This window comes from Actinomadura citrea (assembly GCF_013409045.1).
Classification (GTDB): domain Bacteria; phylum Actinomycetota; class Actinomycetes; order Streptosporangiales; family Streptosporangiaceae; genus Spirillospora; species Spirillospora citrea.
The window spans coordinates 4,618,784-4,641,787 of the sequence record NZ_JACCBT010000001.1 but is presented as its reverse complement, the minus strand read 5'-3'; the positions used below and the strand labels follow the sequence as shown (position 1 = coordinate 4,641,787).

The 23,004-nt window shown below is 70.7% G+C and carries 22 protein-coding genes and 3 pseudogenes; 11 read left to right on the top strand and 14 right to left on the bottom strand.

From position 1 onward, the window contains the following. Positions 1–96: 96 nt before the first annotated feature. From BJ999_RS43085 to BJ999_RS21655, 4 genes are all read right to left on the bottom strand, one after another. Positions 97–1,224, bottom strand: coding sequence for a sensor histidine kinase (locus tag BJ999_RS43085; RefSeq protein ID WP_179834992.1), 1,128 nt, complete (start codon positions 1,222–1,224; stop codon positions 97–99). A gap of 95 nt (positions 1,225–1,319) precedes the next feature. Beyond that, on the bottom strand, positions 1,320–1,859 hold the full coding sequence (locus tag BJ999_RS21665; RefSeq protein ID WP_229810631.1) for a DUF1062 domain-containing protein: 540 nt from the start codon (positions 1,857–1,859) through the stop codon (positions 1,320–1,322). 279 nt (positions 1,860–2,138) lie between these two features. Beyond that, positions 2,139–2,876 carry a VOC family protein gene (locus BJ999_RS21660; protein WP_179834990.1) on the bottom strand — a complete coding sequence of 246 codons (738 nt, stop codon included), beginning with the start codon at positions 2,874–2,876 and terminating at the stop codon, positions 2,139–2,141. A gap of 77 nt (positions 2,877–2,953) precedes the next feature. After that, on the bottom strand, positions 2,954–4,009 hold the full coding sequence (locus BJ999_RS21655) for a helix-turn-helix transcriptional regulator (RefSeq protein ID WP_179834989.1): 1,056 nt from the start codon (positions 4,007–4,009) through the stop codon (positions 2,954–2,956). 63 nt (positions 4,010–4,072) lie between these two features. Here BJ999_RS21655 and BJ999_RS21650 point away from each other — a divergent pair, with 63 nt between their 5' ends. Continuing rightward, positions 4,073–5,209 (top strand): epoxide hydrolase family protein, encoded by a 1,137-nt coding sequence (locus BJ999_RS21650; protein WP_179834988.1) that lies wholly within the window; start codon positions 4,073–4,075, stop codon positions 5,207–5,209. 143 nt (positions 5,210–5,352) lie between these two features. Beyond that, positions 5,353–5,865, top strand: coding sequence for a GNAT family N-acetyltransferase (locus tag BJ999_RS21645; protein ID WP_179834987.1), 513 nt, complete (start codon positions 5,353–5,355; stop codon positions 5,863–5,865). 101 nt (positions 5,866–5,966) lie between these two features. Here the strand turns inward: BJ999_RS21645 and BJ999_RS21640 are convergent, their stop codons facing one another. Further along, the gene (locus BJ999_RS21640) at positions 5,967–6,824 is read right to left on the bottom strand and encodes a hypothetical protein (protein WP_179834986.1); all 858 of its coding nucleotides are present in this window, start codon (positions 6,822–6,824) and stop codon (positions 5,967–5,969) included. Beyond that, positions 6,821–7,360 carry a sigma-70 family RNA polymerase sigma factor gene (locus tag BJ999_RS21635; RefSeq protein WP_179834985.1) on the bottom strand — a complete coding sequence of 180 codons (540 nt, stop codon included), beginning with the start codon at positions 7,358–7,360 and terminating at the stop codon, positions 6,821–6,823. The genes BJ999_RS21640 and BJ999_RS21635 overlap by 4 nt, the downstream gene beginning before the upstream one ends. Before the next feature lie 623 nt (positions 7,361–7,983). Here BJ999_RS21635 and BJ999_RS43080 point away from each other — a divergent pair. The 5 genes and pseudogenes from BJ999_RS43080 (at position 7,984) to BJ999_RS21615 (ending at position 11,467) form a co-directional block, all read left to right on the top strand. Further along, entirely contained in the window at positions 7,984–8,109 is a 126-nt protein-coding gene (locus tag BJ999_RS43080) for a zinc-ribbon domain-containing protein (protein ID WP_268247859.1), read from the top strand. A gap of 534 nt (positions 8,110–8,643) precedes the next feature. Further along, positions 8,644–8,976 carry a hypothetical protein gene (locus BJ999_RS21630; protein WP_179834984.1) on the top strand — a complete coding sequence of 111 codons (333 nt, stop codon included), beginning with the start codon at positions 8,644–8,646 and terminating at the stop codon, positions 8,974–8,976. Continuing rightward, a complete protein-coding gene (locus tag BJ999_RS21625) occupies positions 8,964–9,944 on the top strand; it encodes an AraC-like ligand-binding domain-containing protein (protein WP_179834983.1) in 981 nt (326 codons plus the stop codon). The genes BJ999_RS21630 and BJ999_RS21625 overlap by 13 nt, the downstream gene beginning before the upstream one ends. Next, a pseudogene (locus BJ999_RS21620) lies at positions 9,944–10,318 on the top strand (transposase); the annotation flags it as partial. The gene BJ999_RS21625 and the pseudogene BJ999_RS21620, both read left to right, overlap by 1 nt. A 231-nt stretch (positions 10,319–10,549) precedes the next feature. Beyond that, entirely contained in the window at positions 10,550–11,467 is a 918-nt protein-coding gene (locus BJ999_RS21615) for an NADP-dependent oxidoreductase (RefSeq protein ID WP_179838710.1), read from the top strand. 261 nt (positions 11,468–11,728) lie between these two features. Here the strand turns inward: BJ999_RS21615 and BJ999_RS43660 are convergent, their stop codons facing one another. The 4 genes from BJ999_RS43660 to BJ999_RS21595 all read right to left on the bottom strand — a co-directional run bounded on the left by BJ999_RS43660 (position 11,729) and on the right by BJ999_RS21595 (position 16,024). Next, a complete protein-coding gene (locus BJ999_RS43660) occupies positions 11,729–12,475 on the bottom strand; it encodes a DUF6069 family protein (protein ID WP_179834982.1) in 747 nt (248 codons plus the stop codon). A 5-nt stretch (positions 12,476–12,480) separates the two neighbouring features. Further along, positions 12,481–13,479, bottom strand: coding sequence for an RNA polymerase subunit sigma-70 (locus BJ999_RS21605; protein WP_179834981.1), 999 nt, complete (start codon positions 13,477–13,479; stop codon positions 12,481–12,483). Positions 13,480–13,805: 326 nt separating this feature from the next. Then, positions 13,806–15,179, bottom strand: coding sequence for an FAD-binding oxidoreductase (locus tag BJ999_RS21600; RefSeq protein ID WP_179834980.1), 1,374 nt, complete (start codon positions 15,177–15,179; stop codon positions 13,806–13,808). Beyond that, complete coding sequence (locus BJ999_RS21595; protein WP_179834979.1) at positions 15,176–16,024, bottom strand: alpha/beta hydrolase; 849 nt, start codon at positions 16,022–16,024, stop codon at positions 15,176–15,178. Before BJ999_RS21595 ends, BJ999_RS21600 begins: the two co-directional genes overlap by 4 nt. A 50-nt stretch (positions 16,025–16,074) precedes the next feature. On the opposite strand from BJ999_RS21595, the gene BJ999_RS21590 reads away from it, so the two are divergent. After that, positions 16,075–16,617 (top strand): MarR family winged helix-turn-helix transcriptional regulator, encoded by a 543-nt coding sequence (locus BJ999_RS21590; RefSeq protein ID WP_179834978.1) that lies wholly within the window; start codon positions 16,075–16,077, stop codon positions 16,615–16,617. A gap of 76 nt (positions 16,618–16,693) precedes the next feature. On the opposite strand, the pseudogene BJ999_RS42205 reads toward BJ999_RS21590, so the two are convergent. Beyond that, positions 16,694–16,795, bottom strand: a pseudogene (locus BJ999_RS42205) (IS5/IS1182 family transposase); the annotation flags it as partial. 150 nt (positions 16,796–16,945) lie between these two features. Here BJ999_RS42205 and BJ999_RS21585 point away from each other — a divergent pair. Beyond that, positions 16,946–18,040, top strand: coding sequence for a TIGR03857 family LLM class F420-dependent oxidoreductase (locus BJ999_RS21585; protein WP_179834977.1), 1,095 nt, complete (start codon positions 16,946–16,948; stop codon positions 18,038–18,040). Continuing rightward, positions 18,037–19,068 (top strand): oxidoreductase family protein, encoded by a 1,032-nt coding sequence (locus BJ999_RS21580; protein WP_229810630.1) that lies wholly within the window; start codon positions 18,037–18,039, stop codon positions 19,066–19,068. The genes BJ999_RS21585 and BJ999_RS21580 overlap by 4 nt, the downstream gene beginning before the upstream one ends. Positions 19,069–19,172: 104 nt before the next feature. On the opposite strand, the pseudogene BJ999_RS21575 reads toward BJ999_RS21580, so the two are convergent. After that, a pseudogene (locus BJ999_RS21575) lies at positions 19,173–19,682 on the bottom strand (GNAT family N-acetyltransferase); the annotation flags it as partial. 333 nt (positions 19,683–20,015) lie between these two features. Here BJ999_RS21575 and BJ999_RS21570 point away from each other — a divergent pair. Further along, positions 20,016–20,420 (top strand): hypothetical protein, encoded by a 405-nt coding sequence (locus tag BJ999_RS21570; protein ID WP_179834975.1) that lies wholly within the window; start codon positions 20,016–20,018, stop codon positions 20,418–20,420. 519 nt (positions 20,421–20,939) lie between these two features. On the opposite strand, the gene BJ999_RS21565 is transcribed toward BJ999_RS21570, so the two are convergent. Together BJ999_RS21565 and BJ999_RS21560 are read right to left on the bottom strand one after the other, a co-directional pair. Beyond that, a complete protein-coding gene (locus tag BJ999_RS21565) occupies positions 20,940–21,587 on the bottom strand; it encodes a nitroreductase family protein (RefSeq protein WP_179834974.1) in 648 nt (215 codons plus the stop codon). A gap of 8 nt (positions 21,588–21,595) precedes the next feature. Beyond that, positions 21,596–22,975 carry an MFS transporter gene (locus BJ999_RS21560; RefSeq protein WP_229810647.1) on the bottom strand — a complete coding sequence of 460 codons (1,380 nt, stop codon included), beginning with the start codon at positions 22,973–22,975 and terminating at the stop codon, positions 21,596–21,598. Between the last annotated feature and the right edge of the window lie 29 nt (positions 22,976–23,004).

Genomic DNA, 23,004 nt, shown 5'->3' with positions numbered 1-23,004 from the left:
GCACCTCCGGCGGCGGACTGGTCTGAGCGCTCCGTCCTCAGACGGAGAGAAGGGGCTGGACCACTCCGAAGTCGTAGGCGACGAGCATCCGGATCGTCACGCGGTCTCCTCCAGCGGCAGGTGGGCGCGGACCCGGAATCCGCCCGCCGGATCGGGTGAGGCCTCCAGGGTCCCGCCGAGCAGCGCCGCGCGCTCGCGCATCCCGGCGACGCCCTGCCCGGCGCCCGTCCAGCCCGGCCGGCCGCCGCCCGTCCCGTCGTCGCGGACCTCCACGGTCAGCCGGCCGTCCCGCGCGCGGACCGTGACGACGGCGGTGGACGCGCGCGCGTGCCGCAGGGCGTTGGTGAGCGACTCCTGCACGATCCGGTACGCCGACAGGGCCACGCCCGGCGGGACGTCGGCGTCCTCCAAGCCGTCCCGGACCACGCGGACGGGGAGCCCGGCGGCCTCCACCGTTCCGGCGAGCCGGTCCAGATCCGCGAGGGTCGGCTGCGGCACCAGGGCGTCGCCGCCGGTGACCGCCGCGGTCTCCTCGTCCAGCAGGCGCACGGTGCGCACGAAGCGGCGGAGCTCGACCAGCGCCTCCCGCCCCGACGCCTCCAGGCTCCGCACCGCCTGCCGCGCCTTCTCGGGACTGGTGTCGAAGACATCGTCCGCGGCGGCGGCCTGCACCACCATCACCGACACCGTGTGCGCCAGGACGTCGTGCAGTTCACGGGCGATGCGGGCCCGCTCTTCCAGCACCGCCCGGCGCGCCTCGGCCTGCCGCCGCGCCGCCCATGCCCGTCCGAGCGCGCCCCAACTCCAGGCCAGGACCGCCGCGACCGGCCACAGGACCGCCGCGACGCCGTGGCCGCCGGCACCGGCCGACACACCGAGAACGGCCGCTGCGCCCGCCGCACCCCACAGCGAGGTCCGCGCGGGCCGCAACCAGGCGAACGTGCTCAGCACCACCAACGCGATCCCCTGCCCGGCCGCGGGAACCAGGAACTGCAGGGCGGCTCCGGAGAGCACCGCGACGGCGGTGACCACGGCGGGCCGCGCGCTCAGCCACCACAGCGCCGCGGCCTGGACGACGACGAGCGCCGTCACCAGCGGGCGCCCGGCCTCGGCCGGCACGCCGCGGGGCGCCAGGAGCAGCACCGGTGACAGCGCAGCCAGCGCGCCCGCCACCAGCGGCGCCTTCCACCGCGCCGGCAACGACGCCTCGAACCGGTCCCGCACGCCTGCAGACGCTACCAGCGCACGTGCCGCCACCGGCCCGGACGTTCGGGGGTGAAGCCGGGCGGGCCGGGTGGCCCGCCGCGGCCACATCCCCGCTAGTCCCCGGCCATCACCGTGAAGGTGAATCCGGTGCTCCGCGGACGGCGCAGCGGGGTGTCGGACTTGATCCGGCGCAGCACCTCGTTCCTGCTGAGGCCGAGCCTCTGCGCGATGAGCCGGTCCGGCCGCACCGGTACCGGATCCTCGAAGACGACCTCCACCTGGACCGGCCACGTCTCGTCGAGCCATGGCGACGGGGCGTCCAGCCGCCAGGCGCCCGTCCAGTCCAGGGCGAAGCGGTTGCGCCGGGCGAGCAGCGGATCCAGCAGCCTGGACGCCACCAGTTCCGGATCGTTGACACGGTAGCCGTGGAGTTCGGCCGGATCGAGGGACTTGACCGGCACCCGCTCGTGCACGGCGAGCTTGCTCGTCCGATCGCACGATACGCAGCGGACCAGCAGCCACACGTCCAGCAGCTTGCCGTTGGCGTTGACGCGGAACCTGCCCTCGCCGGTGCGGGCCGACTCCGACCGGCAGTCCGCGCACCGCAACGACAGCAGGGGCAGCCTGGTCCGACGAACGACCCAGGGCAGCACGATATGAGGTTGTGAAGACATGAGCCCTCTAGACCTGACACGAGGCCGATTACGCGCGACCTCAAACGCCGAATGACCGGGCGCGCAAGGGCAGCCCGGCAGAGCCGACGGGAGCGTCGGCTACAGGTGAGCGAAGAGACGTGTCAGGTCTGAAGAGCAGGCGGGGTCACGCGGTTCTGTCCTTTGTCTTCACTGCGACAGGGCGGCAGGCAATTTACGGGACGCGGAAGGAAGACTCAATCGGTTTTCCGTGTCGGCGAGGCCCGGCAGGGCTCTGCGTCAACCCCGGCCGAGGACACAGAACTCGTTGCCCTCCGGATCGGCCAGAACCGTCCAGGGCACGTCGCCCTGGCCAAGGTCGAGGTCCGTGGCGCCGAGGGCCCGCAGCCTCGCCACCTCCGCCTCCTTGTCGTCAACGGGGAAGGGCAGCAGGTCGAGATGCACGCGGTTCCACCATGTCCGCGCGCCGGGTTCGCGGAGGAGCTCCAGATACGGCCCGACACCCTCGGCAGAACGCAGCACCGCGTGATCATCGGTCACCTCGTGCAGGGTCCAGTCCAGCGCCTCGTCCCAGAACCGGGCCATGGCCCGCGGATCCGCACAGTCGACCACCACCGCGGCGATCGGCCCGGTGTCCCGGTAGCGCTCCCGAGGCTCCAGCACGCAGAACACGTTGCCCTCCGGATCGGCCAGAACCGTCCACGGGACATCGCCCTGGCCCACGTCCGCCGGCGTCGCACCGAGATCCTTCAGACGCGCGACCAACTCCGCATGGTGGGCCGCGGAAGTGGTGGCGAGATCGAGATGCACGCGGTCCTTCACCGTTTCCGGGTCCGGAACGGTGACGAGGTCGACGCAGACGGCAGTGGGGTCCGGCCAGACGAAGCCCTCGGGCTCCAGGTTGGTCACGCCGGGCCCCTCGCTGGACATGCCCCAGCCGAGCACCTCCGCCCAGAACCGGCCGAGCGCCGAATCATCCCGAGCCTTGAAGTTCACCTGAACGAGTCGCAGCGCCATGCCGCCCCACCCTATGCCCGGGCGGATGAGCGTCTCGAACCTGCAAACAGACCACCCCGAAGATGACCGGACGGCTGTCAGCCCTCCTCACGTGCGGGCGCGGTAGGGCCCGCGAGACCGGCAGACGCGGCCCCGTCCGCGCCGCCCGCCGGGTTACCGGGCGGGACGGTCACCCGCCGCGCGGTGCCCGACGCCGCCCGGAGCCGGTCGGCCATGGCGCCGATCCGCTCGGCCAGTTCCGGCGGGTCGTGCACCTCGAAATCGATGTCCATCAGTGCGACCCACACGACGATCTCGTCCAGGTTGTTCGCACCGCACCGCAGGACGCAGGTGCGGGCGTCAACGGGCTCGATCGTCCCCACCGTCGGCGGCATGTGCCCGGCCACGACCTGCGCGGCTGCGTGCACGGTCAGCCGCGCCCGGTAGCGGTACGGGGCGATGGACACCGCGCGCGAGGTGTAGGCGGCGAGGTCCTCGGCGGGCGGGTCCCGGGGGACGAAACGCGGCCCGTTCGGCGCCTTCAGCCGCAGCCGGTCGACACGGTAGGTCCGCCAACTCCCCTTGTCGACGTCCCAGCCCACCAGGTACCAGCGGCGTCCCGAGTTCACGAGCCGGTGCGGCTCGGCCGAACGGCGGCTCTCCCGGCCCTCGTGCGACCGGTAGTCGAACCGCAGCACCTCATGATCCTGGCAGGCCGCGGCAATGGCGGTCAGCACCTCGGGATCGACCGGGTCCGCCGCTCCCGTCATGGGCACGGTCATCGACCGGAGCGCGTGAACACGATGCCGCAGCCGTGGAGGAAGGATCCGTTCGAGCTTCGCGAGCGCCCGTACCGACGTCTCCTCGATCCCGGCGACCGAGCCCCCGGCGGCCGTCCGCAAACCCACCGCGACCGCGACCGCCTCCTCGTCGTCCAGCAGCAGCGGGGGCAGATCGGCCCCGGCGCCCAGACGGTAGCCCGGCGTCCCGGCCGTGGCGTGCACCAGGTAGCCCAGTTCGCGCAGCCGGTCCACATCCCGCCGCACGGTCCGCGTCGTGACGCCGAGCCGTTCGGCCAGTTCCGGGCCGGACCAGTCCCGGCGAGCCTGCAGGAGGGACAGCAGCCTGAGGAGTCGAGCCGAGGTCTCCAACATGTTCATGATTCTGCCTGCAGGCTAGGACCGAATCGGTCCTAGCCTGCTCCTAACGTACTGGACATGACAAAGATCAACCCGTTCCGCATCGACATCCCGCAGGCCGACCTGGACGACCTGCGCGACCGCCTGGCCCGCACCCGCTGGCCGGACGAACTGCCCGGCACCGGCTGGTCGTACGGGGTCCCGTCCGCCTACGCCAGGCAGCTGGCCGACTACTGGCGGACGGAGTACGACTGGCGCGCGCAGGAGGCGGCGCTCAACCGGTACCCGCAGTTCACCACCGGGATCGACGGCCAGAACATCCACTTCCTGCACGTCCGCTCCCCCGAGCCGGACGCGCTCCCGCTGATCATCACGCACGGCTGGCCCGGCTCGGTCGCCGAGTTCACGAAGATCCTCGGCCCGCTCACCGACCCCCGCGCCCACGGCGGCGACCCCGCCGACGCCTTCCACGTGGTCGCGCCCTCCCTGCCCGGCTTCGGGTTCTCCGGCCCCACCCGGGAGACCGGCTGGAGCCCTCGCCGGGCGGCCCACGCCTGGGCCGAGCTGATGCGCCGTCTCGGCTACGACCGGTACGGCGCCCACGGCGGCGACACCGGCTCGGTGATCTCCCCCGAACTCGGCCGCCTCGCCCCGGGCAACGTCATCGGCGTCCATGTCAACGGCGCGCTGGGCTTCCCGACCTTCCAGCCCGGCGAGTTGGACGGCCTGACCGAGGCGGAACAGGCGCGCCTGGCCCAGTACTCCGACCACGACCGCGCGGCCTATGCCATGGTCCAGTCGACCCGTCCGCAGACGGTGGCCTTCGGGCTGCACGACTCTCCCGCCGGTCAACTGGCCTGGATCGTGGAGAAGTTCAAGGAGTGGACCGATCCCGCGCACGCGCTGCCCGAAGAGGCCGTGGACCGCGACCAGTTGCTCACCGACGTCACGATCTACTGGCTCACCGGCACCGCGGCGTCATCGGCCCGCCTCTACAAGGAGGGCGCCGCCGACTGGGGCCGCCCGGTCGAAAAGTCCGATGTCCCCACCGGGGTGGCGGTCTTCCCCGGTGACGCCGGGGTCCGCCGCATCGCCGAACGCGAGCACAACGTGATCCACTGGTCGGAGTTCGACCGCGGCGGCCACTTCGCCGCGATGGAGGCACCGGACCTCTTGATCACTGACATCCGCACGTTCTTCCGCCTGGTCCGCTGACCTGTCCCGCGCGGCAGGACGGCGGCCGGAGAACCGTTCCGGGCGCTCGGCTCACTGGGTGCACGGTGAGCACGTCCGCGAAACCCCGATCGGCGGCCTGCCCGGCGCACACCGCCTGGACGTAGGTGACGAATCCTGGTGCCATGGCAACCATCCGGCCCCTCGCCGCGGAGGAAGGCGAGGCCCTTGCTGAGCTTCGCCGCGCTTTGGACACAGAGACGACGTTCATGCTCGCTGAGCCCGGCGAACGCGGCAACGAACTTCCAGACCGGTCGTACCGGTTCATCGCCGATGACGGCGGACGGCTCGTCGGAGTGATCGACGTCTTTGCGTCACGGTGGCGGCGGGCACGAGGCCGGGGTGCGATCGTGCTGGGCGTACGCTCCTCCCATCATGGACAAGGAGTCGGCCGCGGCCTGCTGGAGGCGGCGATCGCTCAGGCGCGGCTTCTGGGAATGTGGCGGCTGGAACTCACGGCCATGAGCCACAACCGGGTTGCGTTGGGTCTGTACGAAGCCTGCGGATTCCAGGTGGAGGGAGTACGGCGCTCCTCGGTGTGCGTGGATGGCGAGTTCGTCGATGAGTACTACATGGGGCTGGTTCTCCACCGGGTGATCCCGGTAGGGAGCCGAGCCTCGGCGGAAGGGGCACCGTGACGCTGCCCTTCACTGGCGGCCGCTGAAGGGGTACGGCCGTCGGCGCCCGCCGACCGCACGCCAACGCCGGCCCGGGCACGTCTGCGCGACCGCCCCGAACATCACCGACCGGGCGCCGTGTGCGGGTCGCGGGCCGTGCCTCTCCGCACCTGGTAGACACCGGCTGCGATCTCCTCCGACCGGTCGGCGATCCGGTCGCGCAGGCCGGGCTGCCAGCGGGTGAACTCGTCCCACACCACCCCTTCCAGCACCGCCAGATCGGGCAGCGAGACCTCGGACAAGTCTGCGCCGGACGCGTTCACCGGTTGCGCCGCCAGGTTATGGGCGAGGCTGCGGGCACGGCCGCAGGCACCATCGAGGTCGCGGACGAGGTGGGACGCCTGGGCGGCAGCGGAGTCGAGGTCGCGGGCGTCCCCGCAGTCGAGGGCGACGACGTGGTCGAGATCGCCGGTGAGGGTGCGAGCGCCGTCACGCACCTGGATGAGAAGGGTGGCGATGGTGCGGGCGGCGCCGCTGTGGCGGTGACGGGCGAGGTCGAGGTCGCGTGCGAGGTCACCGGCTCGGCCGACCGCTCGGGTGAGGACGCGAGCGACATCGTGGGTGCGGGCGCGGAGATCGTTCAGGTCGACGGTCCGGGAGAACGCGGGGTCTGGGTCGAGGAGAGCGGCGAGTATGCCGACTCCGAGGCTGGCGCGGTGAAGGTCGCGCTCCAGGGTGTGCGCCTGAGTGCGGGCGCGGATCTGGGTGGCGGCGCCATCGGAGAGTGGCGCCGCGCGGTCCTGGGCGTCGGTGGAGGTGCCGCCGAGCAGAGCGGACAGCGCGACGACCGGGTTGGTGTGCGCGCGCACATGATCCAGCAATTGGGCATCGGCGGCGCCGAGGGCGGCGTCCAGTTCGGTGTCGGTGAGCTCGTTGCTGAGTGCGTCGTCCGGCGGGAACGGGCCGTCAGAGGTGGTCACGGCTGGCGCCCCCCTTCGTGGCTGCCCGTCTCGGTGGTGCCGGTGGGCCTCGCCGACTGCTGCGGTGGCGCGGGCAGATGCTTTCTGAGCGTACGCCGGGCCTTCTTGAGCAGGTCCCGGGCCCTCTGCTCAGAAATGCTCTGATACGCGGCGATGGCGTGAGTGGGGATGTCGTCCAGGTGGAATGCCAGAACCGCCCGCGCGTCAGCGTCCAGCAGCCGAAGCGCGGCGATCAGATCGCGGGCCTGCTCGGTCAGCTCCGCGTGCCCGGTGCCGGGAGCGGCCGCCTCAGGCAACTGCCGGACCGGGACCTCCACGCGCCGCCGGGCTCGGTGGTTCCGCAGCGCCACCGAGCGGACCCAGGCGCGTGGATGGCGGATCTGCTCCCAGGTACCCTCCCGCACCATCCGCCACCCCTGCAGGAACCCCTGCTGAGCTGCGTCTTGAGCATCGTGCAGGCTGGCGCCGTCGCGCATCACGAACCGCACCACCAGATGGAACTCTGTGTCGAAGAAGTCCAGGAAGTCCTGCCGCATCGCTGCCATCCTGCCGCCCGTAGCCGCCTGGCCTCCGCCGCCGGCCGGGTCCGGCCCGCGGTGATGCGCGGCCTCCCGGTCCTGGCCATCACTCATCACCGGCCCGGCGGGACTGCTCCCGGCGGGCCCGCAGCCGGCCGTCCACCACACTGATCACCGCGGCGAGCACCGGCGCCACCGCAGCCAACTGGGTCAACATTCCCGATCCGCTCCCCTATCGTCCCGCCCGAGCGCCGAAGGTGGCGCTTCAACAGCGGCGGGCCGTCTCTCGTAAGAGGCCGCGGCGCAAGATCAACGGGAACCCCGGGCCAAGATTCTTCTCGGCTCGGTGCTCTACCCGTCTGGTGCGCTCGGGCGTCGTTCACGGCTGGAAGCGGGCCAGGCGGGGCAGGAGAGGGCGCGCCGTCCGCGAGGCCCTTCGGAAGAAGACCGGACCGAACCAGGCGCACTTCGCGCGCCATAGGTGGCTTCTGATGCCCTCTTACGTTTGCGTGCACCGTTCTTACATCTGAATGCACATTCTGCGCGGGAAATGGTGGATTCAGCAGCCGAAAGACAGTCAGGGCGTACAGTTCAGATCGCTGGCGGTAAAGGCCGTCCGCGAATCATCAAAGGAGAGAACGATGCGCAAGATCGCGATGATCATCCGCAGGGCGATGAACGTCGATCAGATCCCGTGCTCCGCCTGCGGCACCTACAACAGCGAGAACGCCAGAGTCTGCCAGGGCTGCGGCACCCGAATTGGCTGAGCTGGTGACAGACCGGGGCGTCCCGGTTTCGTCTCCCCTTGCCTGATGCAAGTCGGCTCCGGCGTTCGTTGCATTGCAGCGGACGTCGGGGTCTTTTATAAGCGACTCCGCCGGCGCGCACTCGCTGATCACCGTCCCGACCGCGACGCCGAACCGATCGGAGATGGACGGATGCGGGTCGACCGGGAACTGCTCCGCGGCGATCACCGAGAGGATTTCCGGAAGACGGTGTGCACACCGAGTCGCATCCTCGGCGTCGTCTCCTCCACGCGGAGCAGGTGGTTGCCTCAAGGCCGCCCGTCATCCCGGACCCGTGCGGGCATTCAGAGCCCGCAACCGGGCTGTCGCGGACCCAAGAACCCCGAAAACGGACGCGCCCACGTTCCGTCCATGTATTTACCTACGGCCCCCTGGCACCCTCTTCGCGATGAGGACCTCCTCTGGGCGGGCAACGCGAGTCTGCACGTCAAAGACCGCTCCTCACTCCCCAAGCGTGAATCGTCAAAGATCGAAAGCGGCAGGTGGGGAAGAGCGATGACCGAACCCCGCGGTCTCGCGGGCGGGGCGGAGGCGATGAGAAATGCACTGAAAAAGGAAGGCAACGACCGAATGCTGGACGTGGTGGATGGCTTCGGTCAACGGGGCGCCAGTGAAATGGTTGTCGGATCCGCCCTGCTGGTAGAGCAAACAGACCTGGTGCGCTTTCGGGCGTGGCTGAGCGTGGCGGCTGCGGCTGAAGGTCGTACCAATGGCCTGTCTCGGACCGGTCGGACTGGCGGCGCCGGCGTGATGCTGACCCGCGCGAACTGGCGTACCGGCGGTGAGACCGCCTCAGGCGCTGACCGGTGGCCCAGATGCGCACCGTGAGCACGGACGGGTTGCCTGCCAGTGAGCGGTTTGGCTTCTGGCATGAAGTGAGTTCCCGAACCTGGGTTCCCTACGAGCTCAGCTGCGAACCGAACCTGGAGATGAGTTTTCAAGCCCGTATGGATATCTGGGATCTGGGTTCCATACAGGTCGCTCTGATGACGACCACCCCATACGTGATCCACCGGACGCCGAAGCTCATCCGCCAAGACGACCCCGGGCTGTGCAAACTCGGGATCGCCGTGGACGGTGCGGGGAACGCCACGCAGAACGGCCGGGAGACGGCCTTCGGCGTCGGCGACATGGTTCTCTACGACACTTCGCGGCCGTACTCGGCGGCACTCTCGACGGACTCCCCCGTCGCTCGGCTGCTGGTCCTGCGATTCGCGCGTGCCCTGCTGCCGTTGCCGGCCCGGGATCTCGACCGCCTGACCGCCGTGCGCATTCCGGGCGCCCAAGGTGTCGGGGCGCTCGCCTCGACCTTCCTCCTTCGGCTCGCCCGGCACATCGACGAGTACAGCCCCGCCGACTCGGCCAGGTTGTCCGCCCTCGCGCTGGAAATGCTGACCGCGGCCCTCGCCCACGAGTTGGAGGTTGGCGACGCGGTGCCGCTGCACACCCGCCATCGGGCACTCTTGGCCCAGATCCACAACTTCATACAGCAGAATCTCGGTGACCCGGAACTGTCCCCGGCCTCGATCGCCGCCGCACATCACATCTCCCTGCGTCTACTCCACAAACTGTTCCACGAGCAAGGCCGCACGGTCGCCGGTTGGATCCGCGAGTGCCGTCTGGAACACTGCCGCCGCGACCTGGCCGAACCGCTGCTCGTCACCCGTCGGATCAGCGAGATCGCGGCCCGGTGGGGGTTCTCCAGGCCGCAGCATTTCACCCAGGCGTTCCGCAATGCCTACGGGTTGTCTCCGCGCCAGTACAGGGAGGAGCAGTACGGACGCGCAGGTAAATGAGGCGCCGTGGGACGCGCGCCCCGGTGCTGGCGGTCGGGGACGGTGCGCTGGGGCGCGCTGGGTGAGTCGTTCCCCAAAGCCGAGCAACAGCGCTGCTGGTTCCACAAGATCGATAACGTGCTGGGGGCGTTCCCGAAATCCGCGCGCCCGGGCGCCAAGCAGCACCTGGCGGAGATCTGGAACGCCGAGGACGAAACCTACGCCCGCCAGGCGGTGAAGGGCTCCGGTTCACGGGCCGATGGCCTGGCCACGGCTTTCAAGCTCATCGAGTCCGCCCAGACACGCTGGCGGGCGGTCAACGCACCCACCTCGTCGCCCTCGTCCGCTCAGGAGCAACCTTCACTAACGGCAAGCTGGTCGAACACCCCGACGACCGACCAGAAGGCGCCCAAGAACCTGATCCATTAGGTCTTGACCATGCTCCCGTCGCCTGCCCTTGTCCGTGTTCTGTGGCACCCGAGCTTCCGCGGTCTGTCACCACAGACGATCCGTCACCGCGGACGAACGGACCACTGAAACGCGTCGGGTTCCACCGGAGTGGGGAAAACACACAGGTCACAGACCTGCGCATGGAGCCAGCAAGCACGAGGTATACGGAGGTAGGGATGAAGGCAATCGTCGCGACTGATCAGGCCGCGGAAGCGGCCGGGATCAAGCTGGCGGAGCGGCCTGAGCCGACGCCGGCGATCAACGACGTCGTCGTTGAAGTCCATGCGTCGGGCTTCGTCCCGGCCGAGTGGGAGTGGCCCTCGACGTGGGTCGATCGCTCCGGGCACGACCGAGCCCAGGCGATCATCGGCCACGAGTTCGCCGGAGTGGTCACCTCCCTCGGCTACGGCACAACGGGACTCTCGCTGGGCCAGCGGGTGTTCGGGATCACGGACTGGCACCGCGATGGAACCCTGGCCGAATATGCGGCCGTGGAGGCACGCAACCTCGCGCCGCTGCCCGGGGCCGTCGACTTCACGGTGGGTGCGAGCCTGCCGATCTCCGGCCTGACCGCATGGCAAGGCTTGTTCCAGCATGGTCGGCTTCAGGCGGGGCAGAGCGTCCTCGCACACGGCGCCGCCGGCGCGGTCGGATCTGTGGTGACGCAGCTCGCCCGAGAGTTCGGCGCTTACGTCATCGGCACCGGGCGGGCGGCGGACCGCCAGGCGGCACTCGACTTCGGCGCGAACGAGTTCCTCGCCCTCGACGACGGGGATCTCGAAGACATCGGAAGGGTCGACCTGGTCTTCGATGTCATCGGCGGTGACATCCAGAGGCGCTCGGCGGGCATCATCCGGCCTGGCGGGACGCTGGTGTCGGTGGTCGGGCCTGCTGAGACCCGCCCCGTCGACGGTCTCGCGGTCGACTTCGTCGTCGAGTCCGTTCCGAGTCAGCTGGTGGAGATCGTCAACCGGGTGCGGGACGGGCGCCTTCGCACGCACATTGGGACCGTCGCGACCCTCGACGACGCCGTCCCCGTGCTCAACCCGACCAAGCGGCGCAAGGGCAAGACCGTCATTCGCGTGCGCCCCTGAGCTTCCTGGAACGGACGGAGCGGCAGGAGCCGACGAGGGGCAAATTCAGGCAGGCCTAGGCGTGGCCGCCTGTGACCGTGTTACCGCGCGGGCGTCAGGCATTGCGTGTCCCGGCGAGCCCGGTCACGGTGGCGGGCTCGTACTGGACGCCCACGTCGACCAAGAAAGGAAGCTGGAACAAAGGGGTGACAGCACCAGAAGCCAAGACCTAAGTGCGTATGCGCACGGCCTTGCGCCGCGCGTTGTCCCGTTGCGGGATCGTCAATCGGTCCGGGTGCGGAGGCTCCGCGCCAGGGTGGGGACCATCACCGTCGCAGGGACGAGGTGCAGCCCGAGGAGGGCGATGGCGGTGGCGGTGTCCGCCCCGGAGAACAAGGGCGGGGCCAGCGAGATCGCGGTCAGCGGCACTGCCGTCCACACGAATCGCGCGGCGGGGCGAGCGCTCCAACGAAGCAGAGCGACGGCGATGACGACGCCCACGACCGAGAAGAAGCCGGTCACCACGGCGAACCCGGACAACGGGATCGACTCGCCACCATCGGGGACCTCGAAGTCGACGCCGACGGCCTGGGCAAGCGCAGCGGCGAGAGTGGTGGCCACCGTCGCTGCCAGCGTGGCGACAAACCCGGTGCCGACGAGCCTGCGGAGTCGTTGGGTGTGGCTGGTTCGGCCCGATGCCGGGCCTGCGACGACCCCGCTGTCATTCATCCTGTTCATGTCATCCTCCAACGTTCGGTGACTGGGGTGGGGGTGGGTTGACCGCCATGTGACGGTCGTGGCCCTGGGGGTGACGATGCGTACCCTCGCCGTGCGACGGCCGGGGTTGCGCAGGGCGCGGACGCCGGTGCCGCAGAGCCAGAACCCGGCGTCGCGTCCCAGGACCGGCCCGAGGTCGCCGCCGCGCAGTTCCAGCTGCACCCGCCCGCGGGTGACGACGCCGAACGCGTCACACCACTGGGCAGCGGCCACCGCGACACGCGCGCCACCGCGCAGCGTGAGCGTCCACACCGGGACTAGTCCGTGCCGTCCGCCGGCAGGCGCTCCGGCAGCCCGAGTCGCGGGAACTGGTCGTCGTGGAACGTGACGATCTCGGTGATCGCCCCGCCGGTGATGCGCAGGACGTCGATCGTCAGCGGCAGGTACGCGCCCTCCCGCTCCCGCCAGAGGTAGAAGGCGATGGCGGGCTGCCGGTTCACGGAGGTCCGGACGGCGCGCAGGCCCTCCATGCCCTCGAAGCCGTCCTCGACCCAGTCGTTCACTACCGCGTCGCGGCCGACGTACAGGCCCGGCGTGGGCGGCATCGAGCACCGGACGTCGTCCCGCAGCAGTGCGGCGAGCCCGTCGACGTCCGTGGCCACACTGGCGTCGGTGAAGCGGCGCACCACCTCGCGGGTCCCGGCGTCCTGCTCGCCGCCGGTCCAGTCCTGCCGCTCGGCGGGCAGGTGCTCCCGCATGCCGGCGCGGGCCCGCTGCAGCGCGCTGTTCACGGAGTTGACGGAGTCCCCGAGGAGCTCCGCGACCTCCCTCGCCGGCCAGCCGAGCACGTCCCGCAGGATCAGCACGGCCCGCGGGCGCGGCGCGAGGTGCTGGACTGCGACCACGTACGCCAGCTCGATCGTCTCCCGCGCGACGGCGACGCTCTCCGGCTCGTCCGCGTCGCCCGCGGGCAGTTCGTCGAGCAGCCGGTCCGGGTAGGGCTGCAGCCACAGCACCTCGCCGCCGGTCGCGGGCTCCGGGCGGTGCTTGGCGAGCAGGTCCAGGCAGGCGTTGGTGGCGATCCGGTACAGCCACGCCCGGAACGTCGACCGCCCCTCGAAGGTCTCCCGCCGCCGCCAGGCGCGCAGGAACGTCTCCTGCACGGTGTCCTCGGCGTCCTCGAACGACCCGAGCATCCGGTAGCAGTGCACGTGCAGCTCCCGCCGGTGCCGCTCCGCCAACCCCGAGAACGCCGGCTCGTCGACCTCGCCCAGACCGCTCACGCCCAGCTCCTCCAGCCGCGTGTCCGCACTCATCACGTCATCCCTTCCCATCTCGTCGTGTCCCGTCATAGGTGTGACGGGTGCGGGCGCCACAACTCATCACCAGGGCCGGTCGGCACAGCTGAGCGCTTCATCCCTGATAGGCGGGTTTCGACGTGGTGAGAACGAACGAGGCCTGCGCCACTGGAGTCGCCCGGGAGGGCTGCAGCGCAGCTTGGTCAGGATTTTCCAGGTCTAGAGGACGGCGAGGGCGCGGGCTCCATCCCTTCCACGGTGGCCTCCGCGAGGACCCGGGGGCCTGGCAATCTCGCGTTGACGGAGGTGGCACCGGCCGCAAACCTGGTTCATGAGTTGCCCCATCAACCCCGGATCGGCCCTCCTGCGGGCGGAATGTTGTGGTTGAGACGGAAGATGTTCTCCGGGTCGTAGACGGCTTTGAGGTCGGTCAGGCGCTGGTAGTCCGTGGCGTTGTAGGCGGAGCGCACCTGCGCGGCGGCGTTCTCGCCGTTCATGAAGTTGAGGAACCGGCCGCCGGTGCTCCACGGCGCGATCGCCTCGAACATGCGCGCGTGCGCCGGCCGGATCTGGGTGATGTCGGCGCGTTCCAGCCGGGACACCACATTGAACAGGTAGCGCGCATCGCGGTTGCCGACGGCATTGGCCACGGCGGGCGGGTGGGCGAGCCTGCCGCCGAGGTGGCGCAGTTCGACGACGTGCGGCACGGGCGCATGGGGGCCTGCCAGGTCGAGGACGGCTTGCACGGCGGTGGCGTCGAGTTCGCCGAGCATGGCCGTGTCCGACTCGACCGCGCCCGGGGCGACGGGGTCGTTGTAGATCGACCCGGCTTCGGCGTAGGCCAGCTCACCGAGGGTGTCGCTCATCGGGCCGATGGCCCGCAGCGGCGCCACCAGGCGCTCACCGGCTCCGGGGTTGCCGGGCGAGAAGGCGATGCGGATATGGACGGTGTGACGGCCGCGCAACGCCTCCGGGATCGCTGGAACGTCGGGTAGGGAGATCAGCGCGACCGAGGAGTTCATCGCCTCCGGCATGGTGGCGGCCCATTGCAGGTAGGTGCCGAGCACATCGGCGGCCTTCTGGACGGGAAAGACCAGTGCTCCGCCATACAGCGTGGTGACCGGTATCAGACCGATCTCCATTCCGGTCACCACGCCGAAGTTGTCCCGGCCGCCGCGCAGTGCCCAGAACAGATCCGGCTCACAGTCCCGGGTGACGTGCCGCAGGCGGCCGTCCGCCGTGACGACCTCCAGGCCGCGCACGTGGTCGGCGGCGTAACCGAAGCTCCGCGACAGCAGGGCCAGGCCACCGCCGAGGGTGTAGGAGACCGCGCCCACGCGCGGGGCCGAGCCGGACAGGGGTGCCAGGCCCGCCGGTGCCGCTCTGTCGATCACCTGATCCCAACGCGTTCCCGCGGCCACCCACGCGGTGCCGGCATCGGCGTCCACCCGGACGGCGCTCATCCGCGCCGTGGTGATCAGCACCCCGCCCTCGGCGGCGACGGCGGCCGAGGCATGCCCCGTGCCCTGCACCGCCACCGGGAGCCCGCGACCGCTCGCATACGTCACCGCCGCCTGCACGTCGGCGGGTCCGGCGGCGCCCACCACCAGGTCGGGACGATGCCGGCGGGCGGTCTGCCAACCGGCGCGTTCCGCGTCGTACCCCTCGTCGCGGGGCGCGAGTACCGGCCCCGTCACCTGATCGGCCAGCCGGTTCATGACTCCTCCTTCTCGCCGCCGAGCCGAGTGGCCAGGAACCGGCCGGCACGCTCCAGCGCCGCCGCCGCCTCGGCTGACTCGTCGTCGAGCTGGAACACATGCGGTTGACGCGGAGCCACCTCCAACGTCACCGCGACCTCGTCGGCCCCGGCGCGTCCGGCCAGCCGGACGGCGTCGTCCAGCAGGAGCTCGTTCGAGCCGACCTGGATCAGCACGGGTGGCAGCCCGGTGAGATCGGCGAAGACCGGGCTCAGCTCGGGCGCCGACCTGTCACTGCCGGCGGCGTACTGGTCGAAGAGCCACGCGAGATCGGCCGGAGCGAAGAACGGGTCCACCCCGTCCTTGGACCGCACGCTCGCGCCGCCGAGCGTCAGATCGACCGCCGGCGAGAACAGGACCGCCGCCGCCGGCATCGGCAGGCCGGCGTCCCGGGCGCGCATCATGGTGACGACGGCCAGAGCGGCACCGGCCGAGTCGCCCGCGACCACCAACCGCTGCGGATCGACACCGGAGTCCAGCAGCTCGCGGTAGGCCGCCAGGCAGTCATCGGGTGCGGCCGGGAACGCATGCTCGGGCGCCAGCCGGTAGTCGAGCGAGACCGCCCGGCCGTCCAGGTGCCGCAGCAGCGCGGCCGTGACGTGGGCGGTGGCACGCGCCGACCCGACCACGAACCCTCCGCCGTGGAGATACAGCAGCACGTCCTCGCCCGCCGTGCCGGGCGTCGTGGTCCGCAGCCACAGTGCCGGCCGCCCGCCGAGTGTCGTCGCCGACGAGGCGACATCCGCAGGCAAGGGCCGGGTGAACATCGCCGCGAACTGCTCGCGCCGTTCGGCAGTGTCGAGCATCTCGTCCTCCAGAATTTTGTCAAGCCACCTGACAGTCAGGTGACCTTACCATGCTGCCTGATACTGTCAAGCGGCCTGACGAACTCGCCCGGAAGAAGGACCGCCCGCCGATGACGACGCGCTCGAAATACGGGAGCGGCAACCCGAAGCTCCCGCTCCCCACCCTGCTCACACAGGTCAGGGACATTGCGCTCGAGGGACTTCACCAGCAGCTGGCCGACGAGGGGTTCGAGGGGATCCGGTACGTCCACGGCTCGGTCTTCCGGCACATCGACACCGAAGGCTCGCGGCTGACCACGCTCGCCGAGCGCTCCGGACTCACCAAGCAGGCGATCGGCGAACTTGTCGGCGACCTGGAGGATCACGGCTACCTCGAGCGGGTCGCCGACGAGGCCGACCGCCGCGCGAAGATCATCCGGCTCACCGACCAAGGCAGGATGGCCCAGGCCGCAGCCGCCCGGATCCTCGCGGACGTCGAGCAGCGATGGTCGCGGCACCTCGGCAAGGACCAGGTCACCACGCTGCGGCGGGCTCTGGAACAGGTCATCGCCCTCGAAGCGGAGAGCAGTGCGACCGTGTCTCCTCCGAAGTAGGCGTGCCGGCACGGCGCCGCCGGGGACGGGTGGAATGCCGGGTCGGCGTGCCGCTGCGACCTCGGCATCGACACGACTGCACGTTCATCCCGCACCGTCGCCGCTTTCCGCAGCAACACGGCATCTGATCGTGCACGCGGCCGATCGGGATCAGCGTGCCGTCGAGGATGAGGTGGGCCGGCATCCGGATCCTGGCCGGTTCCATCCGCCACCGTTCCCGCGCTCGCGCGGCGGCGCCGAGAGGCAGGAGTTCTCGACCTGGACAGGCTTTCGGACAGGTGTCCATCTCGGGTACGGTCGAGGCCCGGCGCAGGCGAGGAGGGCCACGGTGGACGACTTGCCAGAGCTCGGTTGCTATGGACTGGCCGGGCATTCGGGAGCCCCACGTGACCTGCTCGGCGAGGTCGCCGAGGCCGAGGCCATGGGGCTCGGCTCGGTGTTCCTGTCGGAGCGCTTCAACACCAAGGACGCGGCGGTGCTGGCGGGAGCCGCCGCGGCGGCCGGCACTCGGATCGGCATCGCCACCGCGGCCACGAACCACAACACCCGCCACCCCCTGGTCACCGCGACGTTCGCCACGACGATGCACCGGATGACCGGCGGGCGGTTCGCGCTCGGTCTGGGCCGGGGCTTCGACATGCTCTTCGACGTGATGGGCCTGCGCCGCGTCACCCAGGCCCAGCTCGACGACTTCATCGGCATGATGCGCCGGCTGTGGCGGGGAGAGGCGGTCGTCGGGCATGACGGTCCCGCCGGAAGCTATCCGTACCTCAGCCAGGACTCCACCTTCCGCGAAGACATCCCGATCATGCTCATGGCGATGGGCGAGCGCTCGCTGGAGTTCGCCGGCCGGGTCGCAGACGGGGTCGTCCTGCACACCTTCTTCACCGACCAGACCCTGGCCCGTGCGGTGTCCTCGATCCGCCGGGGCGCCGCGGCGGCGGGCCGCGACCCCGCCTCGGTCCGGGTGTGGTCGGTCCTGGCCACGGTCGGCGACCATCTGGACGAGGAGGCCCGCTTGCGCAAGCTCGCCGGCCGCCTGGCCACCTACCTGCAGGGGTACGGGGACCTGCTGGTCCGGGTCAACCGCTGGGATCCGGCCGACCTGGCCCGTTTCCGCGCCGATGACCTGGTCGACGGCTACCCCGGAGCCTTCGACGCGCTCGCGACGCCGGACGAACTCCGCCACCTGGCCGGGTTGCTTCCCCCGACATGGCTGGAGGCGGCGGCGACCGGCTCTCCCGAACAGTGCGCGCGACGCGTCCTCGCCCAGTTCGACGCCGGCGCCGACAGCGTCGTCCTGCACGGCGCCACCCCCGCCGAGCTGGCTCCGATCCTCGACGCCTACCGGGCGCTGCGACCCGCTGACCGGTTCGAGGGACTCCCCCGCAACCCGGGCCGTGCCCCTGCGGGGGACGCGTGACGAGCGGCGAACCTGCCCGGCTCAACGCCGCCTGGCTGAGCGAGGTGCTCGGCGCAACGGTGACCGACGTCCGGTGGCGGCCGGTCGGGACTGGGCAGATGAGCGGCTGCTTCCGAGGCGAACTGACCGGGGACGGCGTGCCGGCACGACTGGTGGCCAAACTCCCGGCGGCCGACCAGGCCACACGGGAGATGCTCAAGGGCATCTACCGGACGGAGGTGCGGTTCTACCTCGACCTGGCCTCGACCGTGGCCGTGCGCACCCCGGCCTGCCAATACGGGATGCTCACCGAGGACGCCACCGACTTCGTCCTGCTCCTGGAGGACCTGCACCCCGGCGCGCAGGGCGACCAGCTCGCCGGCTGCACCGCAGCCGAGGCGCTGGACTGCGTGGTCAACCTGGCCGGGCTGCACGGTCCCCGCTGGTGCGACCCGGCCCTGCTGGACCTGGACTGGCTGCATCGCACCGGCCCGGACGACGGTGACGGGGTGACGGACGTGCTGGGCCCGGCCACCGAGATCTTCATCGACCGTTTCGCGGACCGGCTGGCCGCCGAGGACAAGGCGACCCTGCGGGACGTCGCCGTCCACGCCGGACCGTGGATCACAGCACGACCGGAGCGCTTCGCCCTCGTCCACGGCGACTACCGGCTCGACAACATCATCTTCGCGGCCGGCGGCGGGGCCGGCGTCGCCGCGGTCGACTGGCAGACCCTCACCGTCGGCCTGCCCGCCCGCGACCTGGCCTACTTCCTGGCCACCGGCCTCACCGTCGCAGACCGCCGAGCCCATGAGCGCGATCTGGTAGCCGCCTACCACCGCGCTTTGGCCCGCCACGGCGTGACCGGCTACTCCCTTGAGCAGTGCTGGGACGACTACGCCTTCGCCTTCCTTCAAGGCCCCCTGATCACCGTGCTCGGCTGCGCCTACGGTGCCCCCACCGAACGCGGCGACGAAATGTTCCTCGCCATGGCCGCTCGTTCCTGCGCCGCGATCCGCGATCACGGCTCTCTCAGCAAGGTGCCCTGACCCGTCCGCCGAGGCGGAACGCGCCTTCACCCTGGCGGAATCGACGGGCTGATCGCTGCACGGTGGCGGCGCTTCGCCGTGACTCCCGCTGTTGGGGTAGGTCCGGTCAACTCGTCGGCCAGGAGGTCCATGAGGAGACCGTCGTGCCAGGTGCCGTCGGTGTCGCGTTCGTACTGGCGCATGACACCGACCGCGCGGAAGCCGACCTTTTCGTAGCAGCGGATGGCGGCGGTGTTGGAGGCGGCCGGGTCGATGGTGATCCGGTGGTGGTCGTGGTCATCGAACAGGTGCCTGGCGAGGGTGCGGATGGCATCGGGGCCCAGGCCGCGCCCGTGCACGGACGGGTCGAGGTAGATGTCAATGCCGGCGTGCCGGTAGTCGGGGTCCTGTTCGGCGTGCCACTGGATCAGGCCGACGCTACGGCCCTCGTGCTCGATGACCAGCTTCCCGGTGTCGGGTTCGGCGAGCTCGCGGGCCACTTCGGCCGCCAGGTCGGGGCCGCCCCGCCACCACCGGCGGACCTCCGGCGTCGCGCGGACCGCCGCCAACGCGGGCACGTCGGCCACCGTCGCGGGCCGCAGCGTCACCGACTCACCGTGAAGGGTCTCGTGCATGGCCCGACGATATCCGCAGCACCGCCCACCGGCACCTCAGGCCACGGCAGGCTCGTTCGACCGTCCCGGTTGCCTGTTCAGCCCGCACGGCCGTTCGCGCTGCTCAGTCTCTGCCGCCCCGGGCGGCGTCGCGGGCGGCTCGCAAGTCCTCGCCCGCGCACATCCCCGAGCGCCGAGCTCCAAGGTCCGCCTATACGCTGCCTGTGCGATCCGGCCGACAGTCGGCGCGGCACGCTCCTTGCCAGATGCGCCGCGGCGCCCAGCGCGCACGGCCGGGCCTGGCTGATGTGCCGACAGCAGTCACAGACACCACCGGGCTTGGGTGTTCATACAGTGAGGATCATCGCTGGCTGGATGTTCATATATTTCTTCGGGGCTGATACGCGTGCTTTTGTGGACGAAATTACCGCTCGCGCAGTGATCTCGAAGGAGAAGCCGATGCCACCGGCCGATGCCCCTGGGGGGATCATCGATCTCTGGGAGCCCACAGCGGTTCACCATCTCACCGACAAGCACGTGGTCAGCGTGCTTGGCGCGGAACTGAGAGTGCACGGCTGCCGTCCCGCCGAGCGCGGTGGCGACTTCTATGTCTTGGAAGCGGCCAAAGACGAGGCATCCTCGCATGGCGGCACGGCGGTGGGGCTCGTGGTCATCGAGGTGGATCGCAACCAGCTGGTGAATGCCCGCTTGAGCAGCGATGAGGCGTTCGCCGGTCCGCGCCCGCGCCCGAGTGGCTGATCTGATCGCGATCGCTGAACGTGGCGCTGACCGCGCTGCGACACGCGGCGGACCCACGCGACCGCCGTGCGGGCCATGGCCGAGACCCCACGCCCCGGACCTGAACCCCACCTGACACCAGCCCCGAATGTTCTGTGGCCGAGCGCCGCCCCAGCCGAGCGCGGGGCGGCGCTTCGCCGTTTCAGCGCCGCGGTGTAGGTGGCGTGGACGGAGACCCACACGGGTTCCGCCTGGTTCGCGGGCGCGCCGGCCGGAGGCGGCAGGAGGTTGGGTGCGACGTGTCATCGCGCCGTTTTGCTGGTCAGGGGGGTACGGAGTTCAGTGACGTCACAGAGATGGCGGGTGCGACGCAAGGACGCCCGAGCGTTCGGCTCGGGCGTCGGGGTGCGGGGGTGCTGGGATGGGTTTAGCCGGCGAGCGGCGGCGAGAGTGTTGCCCCCGTCGGACGTTCGCGAACAGGCAGTCCTGGTCCGCGTTCTCTGCGGCTTGTGTCAGGTGCTCGGCCCGGCGGTCGGGCGCTCACCATCGCTCCCAGTGCAGGACCTGGTCGCGTGGGATGCGGGGCGCGGGTTTGAAGTCGGTGCCGATCGTGTAGGCGAGCGGGATGAACGCGGCGAGCATGACCTTGTTGTAGGGGACGCCCAGTGTGGCGGCGAGTTCGTGTTCGAGGGGTCCTTGGGCGGTGGTCCAGGTGGTGCCGAGGCCGCGGGCGCGGGCGGCGAGCATGAAGCTCCAGGTCGCGGGCAGGATGGATCCCCATGTGCCGGATTGGACGGCCGCCGACGCGTGATCGGTGCGTCCTTCGATGGCGGGGATGACGAACGCCGGGACGCGCTGGATGTTGTCGGTCAGGTGCCGTAGCCCATCGAAGACGCCCTGGGTGGAGCGCGGAGCATGGTTCATGCGCCGGATGTCGTGCTCGTTCAGTGGTTGCCCCTCCGCGGCGGCGAGCGCTCGGAGGAAGATGTCGCCCACCTTGCGGCGCAGGCGCGGCTCGGTCACCACGATGAAGTGCCAGCGTTGCCGGTTGCGTCCGGTGGGCGCCTGGGTGGCCAGGTCGATGCACTCTTCGATGAGTCTGCGCGGGACGGGCCGGTCGAGGTCGAGCCGCTTGCGGACGGCTCGGGTGGTGGACAGCAGTTCGTCGGGGGTCAGGTCGAGGGTCATCGTGGTCCTCAGGCTCGGGTGGAGGTCGGTGCGGTGCGCGTCGGCTCGGGTGCCCTAGGTTCGGCACGAACCCGCAGGCCGACATAGGCGGTGAACGCGCCGAGAAGCGAGAAGGCCCCGGCGCTCAGGAACGCCGCGCGGTAGCCGTCCAGCGGGGATGCCGGGATGGCCATCACGGCCGCCAGCACCGCTACGCCGATGCCGGCCCCGACCTGGACGGCGGAGGTGACCAGGCCGGAGGCCAGGCCCTGACGGTCGTCGGGCAGGCTCCCGACGGCGGCGATGTTGAGGCTGGGGAACGACAGGCCGTTGCCCACCCCGTGCACGATGAGCGCGGGCAGCAGCACGGTCGCATAGTCACCGGACGCGCCCGCCCGCAGGAACAGCAGGATCCCGGCGCCTTGGACGAGCAGCCCGAGCGCGGCGGAGCGCCGCAGACCCCAGCGCCCGATCAGCCCTCCGGCGAGGTTGGCGGTCACGACGATGGCCAACCCCATCGGGACGATCCCCAGTCCGGTGGCCAGCGCCGAGTACCCCAGCACGCCCTGCAGGTAGAGGACGGCCACGAACTGCCAGCCGATCGTCGCGCAGGCCCAGGCCAGCGCGGCCAGGTTCGCGGAGGTGAGCCGTCCTGAACGGAACACGCCCAGCGGGACGAGCGGATCCCGCCGGCGCCGCTCGATCGCCACGAACCCGCCGAGCAGCAGGAACGCCGCCCCGCCGGCAAGCCAGTTCGTTTCGGTGAGCGCGTAGACCAGCAGCAGGACGCCGCCGGTGACGGCGCCGGCGCCTGCCGCGTCGAATCCGGTGCGCGGGCCGTCGGTGCGTCCGGCCGGGATCACCCTGGGTGCGACGGCCAGCACGAGCAGCGCGACGGGCACCGGCAGGAAGAACACCAGCCGCCAGTTCACCTGGGTGAGCAGCCCGGAGGCGATCAGCCCGGCGCTGTAGCCGGTGGCCCCGGCCAGCGCGTACACGCCGAGCGCCCGGTTGCGGCGCGGCCCCTCGGCGAACGTCGTGGTGATCAGCGCCAGCGCCGCCGGGGCGGTCAGCGCGGCCGCGATGCCCTTCACCACGCGGGTGGCGACCAGGAGCCAGCCGTCCGAGAGCAGCCCGCCCGCCAGGCTCGCGGCCGCGAACACCGCCAGTGCCGCCAGGAACATCCGGCGCCGTCCGAACAGGTCGGCCAGTCTCCCACCGAGCAGCAGGAACCCGCCGTAGGCGACCGCGTAGCCGGACATCAGCCATTGCAGCGTGCTGTCGGGCAGTGCCAGATCGGTGCCGATGGCCGGCAACGCCACGCCCATCAGCGACAGGTCCATCGAGTCCAGGAACACCGCCGTGCACAACAGAACCAAGGCCGCCGTCGCCCGGCGGTCGGAACGCATCACCACAACACTCCATCTTTGAGCAGATT